At 49.3% G+C, this 13,191-nt stretch carries 8 protein-coding genes; 6 read left to right on the top strand and 2 right to left on the bottom strand.

Features of this window, described 5'->3' with window-relative positions; genetic code table 11:
- Positions 1–10: 10 nt before the first annotated feature.
- Entirely contained in the window at positions 11–1,531 is a 1,521-nt protein-coding gene (locus DXD78_RS00750) for a hypothetical protein (protein ID WP_009037199.1), read from the bottom strand.
- Positions 1,532–1,734: 203 nt separating this feature from the next.
- Between DXD78_RS00750 and DXD78_RS00745 the strand changes: the two genes are divergently transcribed.
- Entirely contained in the window at positions 1,735–5,790 is a 4,056-nt protein-coding gene (locus DXD78_RS00745) for a hybrid sensor histidine kinase/response regulator transcription factor (RefSeq protein ID WP_009037200.1), read from the top strand.
- A gap of 40 nt (positions 5,791–5,830) precedes the next feature.
- Here the strand turns inward: DXD78_RS00745 and DXD78_RS00740 are convergent, their stop codons facing one another.
- Positions 5,831–6,511: a lipopolysaccharide assembly protein LapB gene (locus tag DXD78_RS00740; protein ID WP_034523335.1), complete on the bottom strand. Its 681-nt coding sequence runs from the start codon at positions 6,509–6,511 to the stop codon at positions 5,831–5,833.
- A 143-nt stretch (positions 6,512–6,654) separates the two neighbouring features.
- Here DXD78_RS00740 and DXD78_RS00735 point away from each other — a divergent pair, with 143 nt between their 5' ends.
- The 5 genes from DXD78_RS00735 (at position 6,655) to pyrH (ending at position 13,173) form a co-directional block, all read left to right on the top strand.
- Entirely contained in the window at positions 6,655–8,022 is a 1,368-nt protein-coding gene (locus tag DXD78_RS00735; RefSeq protein WP_117652456.1) for an MATE family efflux transporter, read from the top strand.
- 269 nt (positions 8,023–8,291) lie between these two features.
- Positions 8,292–10,814: a heavy metal translocating P-type ATPase gene (locus DXD78_RS00730; RefSeq protein ID WP_117652455.1), complete on the top strand. Its 2,523-nt coding sequence runs from the start codon at positions 8,292–8,294 to the stop codon at positions 10,812–10,814.
- Positions 10,815–10,902: 88 nt separating this feature from the next.
- Positions 10,903–11,841: a DMT family transporter gene (locus DXD78_RS00725; RefSeq protein ID WP_005824237.1), complete on the top strand. Its 939-nt coding sequence runs from the start codon at positions 10,903–10,905 to the stop codon at positions 11,839–11,841.
- 22 nt (positions 11,842–11,863) lie between these two features.
- The gene (locus DXD78_RS00720; RefSeq protein WP_005824239.1) at positions 11,864–12,379 is read left to right on the top strand and encodes a nucleoside 2-deoxyribosyltransferase domain-containing protein; all 516 of its coding nucleotides are present in this window, start codon (positions 11,864–11,866) and stop codon (positions 12,377–12,379) included.
- An 83-nt stretch (positions 12,380–12,462) separates the two neighbouring features.
- On the top strand, positions 12,463–13,173 hold the full coding sequence (gene pyrH, locus DXD78_RS00715; RefSeq protein ID WP_005835090.1) for a UMP kinase: 711 nt from the start codon (positions 12,463–12,465) through the stop codon (positions 13,171–13,173).
- Positions 13,174–13,191 lie beyond the last annotated feature (18 nt).

Raw genomic sequence — 13,191 nt, 5'->3', positions numbered from 1 at the left:
ATGTTACTTTTTAATTAGCAGGCACAATCTTGCCGCGACCCAAATGCGCGTCAAACTCAAAGCGGTAGTTGCCGGTCACCGTAACCGTAGGCTTCATCCAGTTGTCACCTACCATCGAGCCGTCTTCCCAACGCTGATTGGTGCCTTCCCAATTAGGATTCACATCCCCTTTCTTACTGAAGTAACCAAACTTCTCTACATTCTGAGAGTCGTCACACCGCCATTCCACATGATCCCACCATCCGTCGGGATGATAATTGGATATGATGAAGTTCATTTCTTCACCGGCTTCCAGCGTCCAAGTTCCATTTTCCGGATAATAGAAAAGATGAGGATTATTTTTATCCTGGGCAAACAACTGATTTCCCGCATCCTGAGGAGAACCTCCCCAACCGATATAGAAATCAATGAACGATTCCCCATTCTCCCAACGGTCAAAACAAGGCTTTCCATATTCATATTTCATCGGATTTGTAGCCTCTGTCACCGAGTACGTGCGCATACTATAAGTAGACTCTTTCACATTGATGTCTATTTCATAATAAACACCAGCCTCATCCAAGACAATAGGTTTAGCCGTTTCCGGGTCATCCGTCAATTTTGTATTATCCTCCGGATCAAGGCCAAAACAGATAGGAGTAAAGTCTGTCTTTTGCGGTAAGAAGAAAATTTCCGTACCGGCAGCTTTATTATAATAACGTGCACGATATTGGTACTCGCCCGTATGGTTAATCACCATCGGTACACCGAAAATATCACTGTTCAATTCCTCTACGGTTGCCACATCGGCCAGATACATTTTGGGGAAGTCAGGCATTTCAGATACACTGATGGTACTATTGGTCACTGTCTGATTGCCTCTGGCATCCACAGCCGTCAAAGTCACATCGTAACTTTTCACCTCATTAGGCAGAATAATCTTCTCCGTAAAGCTCAAAGTAGATTGCCCGCCAGCCTCTATACGGCGGCTTTCAAAACCTTCTACCCCAGGAATCTCAATGAGTACATAATCCAGTATGCGGTCATCTTTCACCGTGAAATTCAGGTTGAACTTTGTTTCATCCTTTATCAGTACGGTAACCTCCTTACTAGGGGCAATTGTAAATGTAGGATTCTCAAAGTCCCCATCCATCGTTATCAACACATCCTGCGACACTTCACGCCCGCCCGCATCTGTTACGGTCACTTTCACGGTGAAGCGTTCACCGATTTCATCACGCTTGAGGTCATAAGAATAGCTCAACTCATACTCCGTTTGGGGAGCTCCATAGATTTCGACCAAATCAATGGTCTTGTTCAGATAAAGATCGGCACATTGCAGATTGACGGATACAATTCCATCCTGGTCAGCCAACGAACCTTCAATGGTAAAACGATGGCCGGCACCGGATTCAATATGATCCGTCACCAATGTCATTGTCGGAATCTGCCCGTCTACATCAGAGTATCCGTCATCGTCACTACATCCAGTAGTCCATAAAGCCAGCGATAATAACGCCCAGAAAGTGGCGTTAAAGAAATGCTTCTTCATAAATATTATTATTAAAGTTAAACAAAAAAGTACATTTTGTTCCGATTTATAATAATCGGCAATGCAAACATATGCCAATTTTCGATTCAACAGCTGTATAAATCTTGCAGAGAAGGCATATAAATCTGTCAATGCACGATTTGTGCACATCATCTAAAGATTTTATTTGTACTTTTGACTCATGCAATGAAAAACGACCCGTTATGAAGAAGATTCTACTTTCCATTTTCCTATGCCTGCCATTCCTGCTATCCGCGCAGCCATATACCATAAAACATCTGAGTATCCGTGAAGGGCTGTCCAACAACCATGTGGTAAGCATAGCCCAAGACAAACGGGGCTCTCTATGGTTTGCCACAGAAGAGGGTTTAAATAAATTCGACGGAATACGCTTCCTTACCTATTATAAAGAAGAAACAACCGGCAAGCAAAGCATCACCGGCAACGAACTGAACTGTCTGCTGGACGATCCCATCGACTCCATCTTATGGATAGGAACCCAGCGTGCCGGAATCAATGCATACAATTATGCCAACGATTCATTCATCACTTACAGACACAACGAAAACAACCCTGAAAGCCTGGTTACGGACGACATTACCAAAATCATTGCCGCCTCCGACGGTAACCTATGGATTTGCACCTATTGGAAAGGCGTGGACTATTTTGACAAGCAAACCGGGCAATTCACCCATTACAATACCGAAACCGTACCAGGTTTTGCAAGCAACCATATCTGGTCTGCCATAGACGGTGGTAACGGACTACTCTATATCGGGCATGTGGACCGGGGATTCAGTATACTTTCCATAAAAGACAAGACAGTCAAGAACTTCACACACGAGCCGCAATCCCCCAACAGCCTGCCCGGCAACGAAGTGACATGTGTCTACAAAGACAAAAGCGGAAACATATGGATAGGAACCGATAGAGGAGTGGTACTGTTTAACCCGGAAGCGGAAAGTTTCATCCCCTTCGACGACAAAACCAACTGCATATCGCACCGTGTATATGATATACACCAACTGGATGACAACAGACTTTGGATAGCCATGGAATTCGGCGGCATTGCCGTAGTGGATTTGTCCCAACAGCTTTTCCGTTCGTCGGACCAGATTCATGCGCTTTCTATCCGGGAGGGAGACGATGAATACGGCTTGTCCAACTCCAGTATCCGTTGCCTGCTCCAAGATTCCTTCGGTAATGTATGGGCAGGTTCCTGGGGAGGCGGCATCAACTTCATAAAACGCGAGCCGTCACTCTTCAGCACTTATAAATATTCTCCTTTTCCATCCACCAACAACAGCCTGAACAGTAAAATAGCCTCCGGTGTCTGTATGGACAAAGCCGGTAACCTCTGGATAGGAACCGATGGAGGAGGAATCAACGTATTCAACAAGGGAAGACGAATAGCCATATACAATGCTGACAACAAGAAATTCAGAAGCAATACGGTGCAGGCAGCCTTGTGCGACTCAAAGGGAGGATTATGGTTCGGGCTTTTTTATGGAGGAATAGCCTACTACAACCCCAAGAGCCAAAGCTTCCGGCAGATTTTCTCCGAAGACAAGTCACGCACTGACGTACGTTCCTTTCATGAAGACAAGCAGGGAAACATTTGGGTCGGAACCAGCGAAGGCGTCTATCTTATAGATTGTGACAGCAAGACAATCAAGGCACACTACAATCTGGAGAACAATCTGGCCCGCTGTGTGCTGAAGGATTCCGAAGACCAAGTATGGGTAGGATTCTTCGGAGGAGGCCTGGGCCTCTATGACCCTCAACTCCAAAGCATCCAGCTCTTCAACGTCCTGGCCAAATTCCCCTCCAATACCATCAATGCTCTCTACGAAGACAGCAGAAAGCGGTTGTGGGTGGCCACGGGTGAAGGTTTGGTATGCTTCCCCTCCCTGACAGACAGAAACTACAAAGTATACCAACGTGAAAGCGGACTGGCTAACACCCACATACAAGCCATCGGTGAGGACAAGGCAGGAAATATTTGGGTGAGCACCAACAAAGGTATCAGCTGTCTTGTGGACAGTAAAGACATTTTCTATAACTACGACTATCACGACAACCTCCCCATGGGAAGCTTCAGTCGGGGCAGTGTAGCCTACGGACAAGACGGTAACTTTTACTTCGGCTCTATAAACGGTCTGTGCTACTTCAACCCGGAAGTTGTATTGCAGGAACGCAAATCACCACCCGCATTCATCACCAACATTGAAATTACCGACCCGCTGAACAAACCGGAAAACGGACAGAGCACCATTGCCTTAAACGGACAGAAGAACGTGCAACTGAAATATACACAGAATAGTTTCAGTATCCGGTTCAACATCCAGAACTATGCCCTGGTCAACCAAGTGGAATATGCCTATATGCTGAAAGGACTCGAGAACTCCTGGTATACGCTTACAGACCCCAATAATGTCACCTTTCGTAATCTTCCTCCCGGGAAATACCAGTTCCAAGTGAAAACGCGCATGCGCAACCAAGCATGGTCGGACGCAACCACCTCATTGAACATCCGCATCGCCCCACCCCTTTGGCTTACTTGGTGGGCAAAGTCATTCTATATCCTGCTGTCCCTTATCATCCTTTTCTCTATACTCTATGCCTACAAGAAAAGACTGGATGCTGAAGCACTGTACCAACTGGAGAAGCAGAGCCACGAACACGAGCAGGAACTGAACAACGAACGCCTGCGCTTCTACACCAACATCACCCATGAACTGCGCACCCCGCTTACGCTGATACTGGGTCCGCTGGAAGACATACAGAAAAGTGATACACTATCCACCAAAGACGCACAGAAGATATCCGTCATTCACCAAAGTGCCATCCGGCTACTGAACCTCATCAACCAGATATTGGAGTTCAGAAAGACCGAGACCCAGAACAAGAAACTCTGCGTGAGCCGGGACAACCTCGTACCCCTTATCCGCGAGATAGGCCTGAAGTACAAGGAACTGAACCGGAAGCCAGCCGTCGATATCCGGCTGGTGGTGGAGAAAGAGCATATGCCTATATACTTCGACAAGGAAATTATCCAGACCATCCTGGACAATCTGATATCCAATGCCCTAAAGTACACGGAAAAGGGTAGCATCAGCATCGGTATCCGACAGGTGGAACGTGCCGAAGTGAACTATACGGAAATCCGGGTCAGCGACACGGGATACGGTATCAAGCCGGAGGCACTACCCCACATATTCGACCGTTATTACCAGGAAGGCGGCAAACACCAGGCTTCGGGTACCGGTATCGGACTTTCTCTGGTGAAAAACCTCGTAGCCCTACACGAAGGGGAAATCCGCGTAGAGAGTGCTCCCAATCAAGGTAGTACCTTCTACGTCAGCCTGCTTACCGACAACAGTTACCCGCAGGCACTGCATGCCGATTCGCAGGAAAAGGAAAGCAACGTCCAGCATATAGAAGAGGCACAAGTAAATCAAGTTTCATCCAGCGACAAACCCATATTGCTGGTAGTGGAAGACAATCCGGACATCTGCGACTATATAGCCGAATCCTTCTCCGACCACTTTGAAGTAAAGACTGCCGCCAACGGAAAGCTGGGCAAGGAAAGCGCCCTGAAAGAAATACCTGACATCATCGTCAGTGACATTATGATGCCGGTAATGGACGGAAACGAGATGTGCCGTGAGCTGAAAAAAGACGTGCGCACCAGCCACATACCCATTATACTGCTGACAGCCAAAGACTCGCTGCGCGACAAAGAGGAAGGCTACCAGGTAGGTGCCGACTCCTACCTCACCAAACCGTTCAGCGCCAGCCTGCTGCATAGCCGTATAGAAAACCTGCTCCAGTCGCGGCGCAACCTGGCAAACCATTTCAGCGCCAATGCCGCCATAAGCAATAAAGCGGCTGTCATTACAGAATCGCTCAACAAGCTGGACAACGAGTTTATCCACAAGATAAACCAGCTGATAGAGGAACGGCTTTCTTCAGACAAAATAGACATCAGCTATCTTTCGGATAAAATGTGCATGAGCAATTCCACCCTCTACCGCAAGATGAAAGCGCTTACCGGACTTTCCACCAACGAATATGTCCGCAAGATAAGGATGAAACACGCCGAGCAATACCTGCTGGAAGGCAAATACAACATTTCGGAAATAGCATTCAAGGTAGGTATAAACAATCTGTTCTACTTCCGGCAATGCTTCAAGGAAGAATTCGGCTGCATACCTTCGGAATATCTGAAGAGATTAAAAGAGACCGGAGAGAAATAAGAGACAAACAGCCCCTTCCTATTAGTCGGAATGCGGACAGCTATTTCAGCTCCAGCTCCATCTTCTTTATCTTTTCCAGCGTATTGCCTGCTTCCATGGAGGGGAATACCTGAAGCACGCGTTGCAGGTATGCCTTAGCCTTGCCGTAGCTATTGGTGAACACGTCTGACAATCCGTTGCGATAGCGTGCATACTGCATCCTTGTGGGGGAAGTTATCTTTTTATAGTCTTCTTCGAGCTTCTTCTTATCCTTCTCGGCTTGGAGATAATAATAATTCCCCAAGAAGATATTGGCTTGGAGATTGTCGGCATCCAGCATCAATACCTTTTCATAGGTTTTTAAGGCATCTTTCTCCTTTCCCCGCATCATCTCCATTTCGGCACAAGAGACAAGTGCAGGTACGTCTTCGGGATGACGCTGCAAGAACTCCTTATAGAAGAGGTAGGCTTTATCGTAATTCCGCATTTCCTTGTAGTGCACAGCCAGCACATCCGCAAGACGAGGAGCCACCTCACTGCTCTTGTCCACATTGGTCCAGTAGAACATTTCCGTCCTATCCTCACCGGCATTTGCCGCCTGGCGAAACAAACTCACCGCATAGTCATCTTTACCCTCGGAAAGTGCATCGGACACTTTCGAAAGCAACTCATCTGCCGACTGTCCCCAGACAGACAGCGGACACATCAAGAACAAGGAGAAAAGCAACGTTAAGGTTTTCATTTTTAGTGTATATATATAGTTTAACAGCCCAATCAGTCTCATAGAAATCTACCTACAAAACTACGCATTTTTACGGCAACCATCAATAGTTGAAAGTAGAAAAATAGTTAACTTTGCCGACCTTAATGAATTAAATAATATAAATGAAGCCCAGAGACAGACAAATACTGCAAATAGCCTTACCTTCCATCGTATCGAACATCACCGTGCCGCTGCTCGGCCTGATTGATGTAGCCATCGTCGGCCATCTGGGTTCGCCCGCCTACATAGGCGCCATTGCCGTGGGTGGCATGCTGTTCAATATCATCTACTGGATATTCGGCTTTCTGAGGATGGGTACCAGCGGAATGACCTCGCAAGCATTCGGCAAGCGGGATTTGCCGGAGGTAGTCCACCTGCTGTTGCGTTCTGTGGGCATAGGCGTGGCAGTCGCATTCTGCCTCATCCTGCTGCAAACGCCTATCAAGCAGGGAGCCTTCCTTCTCATCCATCCCACGGACGAAGTCAGAGAGATGGCAACGCTCTATTTCCATATCTGCATCTGGGGTGCCCCTGCCATGCTGGGGCTATACGGACTGACGGGATGGTTCATCGGCATGCAGAATTCGCGTATCCCCATGTATATAGCCATCACACAGAATGTGGTCAATATCATTGCCAGCCTCGGACTGGTTTATCTGTGTGGGATGAAAGTAGAAGGAGTAGCTTTGGGGACGTTGATTGCCCAGTATGCTGGCTTCCTGATGGGCATTGTCCTTTGGATGCACAACTACGGCAGGCTGAAAAGATTCTGGGAAATTAAAAATTATAAATTAAAGATTAAAGGGAGAGAAGGGGCAGGTATCTGGGAAAAAGAGGCGATGTTCCGGTTTTTCCAAGTGAATAGGGATATTTTTCTGCGTACCCTTTGCCTGGTGGCAGTCACGTTGTTCTTCACTTCGGCGGGAGCTTCGCAGGGAGAGATTATTCTGGCGGTCAACACGCTGCTGATGCAGCTCTTCACCTTATTCTCGTATGTAATGGACGGCTTTGCCTACGCTGGCGAAGCCTTAAGCGGCAGATACATAGGCGCACGCAACCGGGAAGCCTTTACAGACACCGTCCGGCACCTCTTCGGATGGGGAGCGGTGATGGCGGTTCTCTTTACATTGGTTTATGCGCTGGGAGGCAATGCCTTCCTCGGACTATTGACGGATGACAAAGAAGTGATAGCTGTTGCCGACACCTATTTTTATTGGGCGCTTGCCGTGCCCGCCGTCGGGATAGCCGCCTTCATCTGGGACGGCATCTTCATCGGTGCCACCGCCACGCGAGGAATGCTCCTCTCCATGGCAGCGGCAGCTGTCAGCTTTTTTATCTTATATTATGGGCTGCATCCCGTCCTGGCAAACCATGCTCTATGGCTTGCCTTCCTCACTTACCTGCTGATGCGGGGAGTGGTGCAGACAGGCTTGAGCCGGGAAGTCATCCGACGGGCATTTCCCAGCAAGAAGGAACCTGCTTGGCGTTAGGGGTAGGCTATGAACAATTTCAAGGGAAAAAGCATTATCTTTGTATCGCTATGACTGATATAAAATATGGATTCCACCCTCCAGAACAAGGCGTCAGGTAGCCAGTATACGGTGCCAAACAAGTTTCAACTTTTGGCACCATCGGTTTCAATGCGAGAAACCGACGGTTTCAAGTAGTGAAACCAACGGTATCTCGGAATAAGACTGACGGTATTTGCATTTGGAACCAAGTCACTCATAGCAAGAGTAATGACTTATACAAAATTGTTATGGCAGAAAAGAATATAGTTCAAGAGACATTTCCCGTATTGGGAATGAGTTGCGCCTCATGCTCCGCACGGGTAGAAAAGACGCTGAACCATCAGTCAGGTGTCAAGAAAGCGGTCGTAAACTACGCTTCGGCAACGGCAACCGTGGAATATGACCCTACGAGCTGTTCTTCCGAGGCTTTGCAGCAGGCTGTGCAGGCGGCCGGATATGACTTATTGATAAACCAGGACGGCAACACGCTCGAAGAGGCGGAAGAGGCCCACAACAAGAAATTCAGCGTATTGAAATTCCGCACAACCTGGGCCATCATCTTGTCTATGCCCGTTGTCATCATAGGCATGTTCTTCATGGATATGCCCCATGCCAATCCCATCATGTGGGCGTTGTCCACTCCCGTCGTATTCTGGCTGGGGCGGGGATTCTTCACCAGCGCCTGGAAACAATTGCAGCATGGCAGCGCCAATATGGACACACTGGTAGCCATCAGTACGGGGACCGCCTATCTGTTCAGCCTGTTCAACATGCTATTTCCGGACTTCTGGCTATCCAGAGGCATCCATCCGCATGTATATTTTGAGGCGGCAAGTGTCATCATAGCCTTTATCCTGCTGGGCCGCCTGCTGGAAGAAAAAGCGAAAGGAAACACCTCAACCGCCATCAAGAAACTGATGGGGCTCCAACCCAAGACTGTGACCATCATTGTGGATGAAGGACACGCTGTCCCTCACTCTTCCTTTGAGCGCGTTATCCCTATCGAGCAGATTCGCCCCGGAGACATCGTCCTGGTGAAGCCCGGAGAACGGATTGCCGTGGATGGCATCGTGACGGAAGGTAGCTCCTACGTAGACGAAAGTATGCTGAGCGGCGAACCGGTAGCAGTATCCAAGCACAAAGACGCCAAGGTCTTTGCAGGTACCATCAACCAGAAGGGAAGTTTCCGCTTCCGGGCAGAGAAAATCGGCACGGATACACTGCTGGCGAAGATTATACACATGGTGCAGGACGCGCAAGGAAGCAAGGCACCGGTGCAGCAGCTGGTGGACAAGATAGCCGGGATATTCGTGCCTACCATTATAGGCATCGCAGTGCTTGCCTTCATCGCATGGATGCTACTGGACGGAACCGGCGGATTCACCCACGGATTGCTGGCATTTGTCACGGTGGTCATCATCGCCTGCCCGTGTGCACTGGGACTGGCTACTCCTACCGCCATCATGGTAGGCATCGGCAAGGGCGCCGAAAGGGGCATTCTGATAAAAGATGCCGAAAGCCTGGAGATTGCCAAGAAGATAGACACCGTGGTACTCGACAAGACCGGAACGGTGACCGAAGGAAAACCGGTAGTCAGCAAACTGATATGGAATACGCAGGCAATGACGCCCGGTACTGGCGCCACTGCAGGCAATGCGCTGTCGGACATTTTCTATAGTCTGGAGAAGCTCTCGGAACATCCGTTGGCAGAAGCCGTGGTGAACCACCTCAAGGAGTCGGCCTCCATAGACATTCAAGACTTTGAAAGCATCACCGGAAAAGGCGTGAAAGGACGGGCACAAGGCCGGACCTACCTCGCCGGGAACCGGAAACTGCTGGAAGAAAACCATATCGCCATCCCCCCCTCCCTGCAGGAAGAGGCAACCCGACTGACATCGGAAGCACAGACCGTCATCTGGTTTGCCGATGAAGAAAACGTGCTGGCAATAGCCGGAATTACAGACCGGATAAAAGAAACTTCCATCCGCGCTGTCAGCGAGCTGCGCGCCGCCGGCATCGAAGTCCACATGCTGACCGGAGACAATGAGGCCACCGCCCGTGAGATTGCCCGCAAAGCAGGCATCGCCCACTACCAGGCCAGTGTATTGCCGCAGGACAAGGCTGCCTTCGTCAGCCGGTTGCAGGCAGAAGGCCGGAAGGTTGCCATGGTGGGCGACGGCATCAACGACAGCGCCGCCCTTGCCCAAGCCGACTTAAGCATCGCCATGGGTGGAGGCAGCGACATCGCCATGGATGTAGCCAAAATGACCATCATCTCTTCCGACCTGGCTAAGATACCGGAAGCTCTCTGTCTGTCGCGTCTCACCGTCCGGACCATCCGGCAGAATCTCTTCTGGGCATTTATATATAATATAATAGGTGTACCCATTGCGGCCGGAATACTCTATCCCATCAACGGCTTCCTGCTGAACCCGATGATAGCCGGTGCGGCCATGGCATTCAGCAGTGTCAGTGTGGTGAGCAACAGCCTGCTGCTGAAACGGAAAAGAATACATGAAGGAGAAGAAAACAAAGAAGTTGAACCGCCAACAGAAACAATCATGAAGAAAGAATTCAAAGTAGAAGGCATGATGTGCAACCATTGCCGCATGCATGTAGAGAAAGCATTGAACAGTATGGAAGGCATACACGCCACCGTAACCCTGAACCCTCCGGTAGCCACCGTAGAGTTTTCGGACGGTGAAAAGACGCTCGAAGAACTGCAGAAAGTAGTGACGAAAGAAGCCGGCGACTACACACTGAAGGCATAAGTGTAGAATTCATACGGTTTTCATACAGAAAAGAAGGAGGAAATCAAAGTAAATATCTACCTTTGCGCGCTAATTTACAGATAAAGATATGAACGCAAAAGCCAAAGGATATATTTTAGGTTCCATCGCCGCAGCCTCCTACGGCATGAATCCACTGTTTGCCCTCCCGTTGTACAAGGCCGGCATGGACCCGGACTCGGTACTTTTTTTCAGATACCTCTTCGCCATCCCGTTGCTGGGCATTATGATAAAGGCGAGAGGGCGGTCATTCAAGATACAGCGGAAAGAAACATTTCCGCTCATCATCATGGGATTGCTCGTGGCCCTCTCCTCACTGACGCTTTTTCTGAGCTATAACTACATGGCTGCCGGCATAGCGTCTACACTGCTGTTCGTCTATCCCATCATGGTGGCGCTTATTATGGCCATGGTTTTCAAAGAGAAGCTGGCACTGCAAACCATCGTCTGCATGCTGCTTGCACTGGGAGGTATCGGACTGCTCTACAAGAGCGAGGACGGCAGCACACTGAGCCTGATAGGGACACTGCTGGTTTTCGCGTCTTCCCTTTCCTATGCCATATACATCGTGGGCATCAACCAGACATCGTTGAAAAATGTGGCTACGCTTAAAGTCACCTTCTATGTCCTTCTCTTCGGCCTATCGCTTTTTGTGGCACGCCTGCTCTATTCCGGCGTACTGAACACACCGGACCAGTGGTATCTGTGGGCCAATCTGCTTGCATTGGCTGTCTTCCCCACCGCCATATCCTTCCTCTGCACTACCGGTGCCATCCAATATATCGGCTCCACCCCGACCGCCATTCTCGGCGCATTGGAGCCCGTGACAGCCATCTTCTTCGGAATAGCCGTCTTTGGAGAAAGCCTGACAGTCAGAGAAAGCTTCGGACTGGTGATGATTATCGTAGCCGTAACGTTCGTCATCGCAGGAGGCAATATTACAAGCCAACTGGTCCGTTTCAGGAAACTGTTCCCAAGACTCCCGATAAGAAGCAAGAAAAGAAACTAATCCTATAAAACCATCACCAACCATGAAGAAAAGTCTCTACCTGCTTTTACTGCTGTTGTTTCCTATCGGGCTGCAGGCTCAGTCCGAGGTTATAGTACTCCACCCGGATGAAGGCAAAGCCGAAGTGAACGAAGCCGAATACACCAGAATTTTCCTGGCAGGCACCATCGACATGGGCAAAAGCATAGACTGGCAAAAGGCAACCTGCGACTGGTTCCGCGCACGCCCCCAAGGTAAATACATCCTATACAATCCCCGAAGGGACAAGGGACTCAGCGGCGAAATGTCCGACTTTGAACATCAAGTGAACTGGGAACTGGAACATCTGGAAAAAGCCGACCTAATAATCATGAATATCCTGGCAAGCAGCAAGTCCCCCATCACCCTGCTGGAGATGGGACTGCACATGCGTTCGGGCAAACTGCACGTTATCTGTGAACCCGGTTTCTACCGCTACGACAATGTGCGGATTACTTGCAACCGCTATGGCGTTCCGTTATATCACAGCATGGACGAGTTCCTAAAGACTGTGCGTTAGGCAACTATCCTACCACATTCTGCTGCACTTTTCAGTTTAATTCTTTATCTTTGCTGCAAAGCAATGTAACAAAACTATATATTATGGCAACCTATAAAAGAATCTTATTGAAACTCAGCGGCGAGAGCCTGATGGGTGAAAAGCAATACGGCATCGACGAGAAACGCCTTGCCGAGTACGCAGCTCAAATCAAAGAAATCCACGAATTGGGAGTACAAATAGGCATCGTGATAGGCGGTGGAAACATTTTCCGCGGATTGAGCGGTGCCAACAAAGGGTTCGACCGTGTGAAAGGCGACCAGATGGGAATGCTGGCAACCGTCATCAACAGCCTTGCACTCAGTTCGGCTCTGGTAGCTGCCGGCGTGAAGGCCCGCGTGCTGACTGCCGTACGTATGGAACCCATCGGTGAATTCTACAATAAATGGCGTGCCATCGAATGTATGGAAGCAGGCGAAGTAGTCATCATGTCCGCCGGTACAGGCAATCCGTTCTTCACTACCGATACCGGTTCCAGTCTGCGCGGCATCGAGATTGAGGCGGATGTCATGCTGAAAGGTACCCGTGTGGACGGCATCTACACCGCCGACCCGGAGAAGGACCCGACAGCCACGAAGTTCCACGACATCACCTACGACGAAGTGCTGAAGCGCGGTCTGAAAGTGATGGACCTCACTGCCACCTGCATGTGCAAAGAGAATAACCTGCCCATCATCGTTTTTGACATGGACACAGTGGGTAATCTGAAAAAAGTGATGCAAGGAGAAGAAATCGGTACACTGGTGCACAATTGAATGGAAAATGGAGAATAA

The organism is Bacteroides sp. D20, assembly GCF_003436255.1.
In the GTDB taxonomy this organism is placed as follows: Bacteria; Bacteroidota; Bacteroidia; order Bacteroidales; family Bacteroidaceae; genus Bacteroides; species Bacteroides uniformis.
This window is presented reverse-complemented; position numbering and strand designations above follow the sequence as displayed.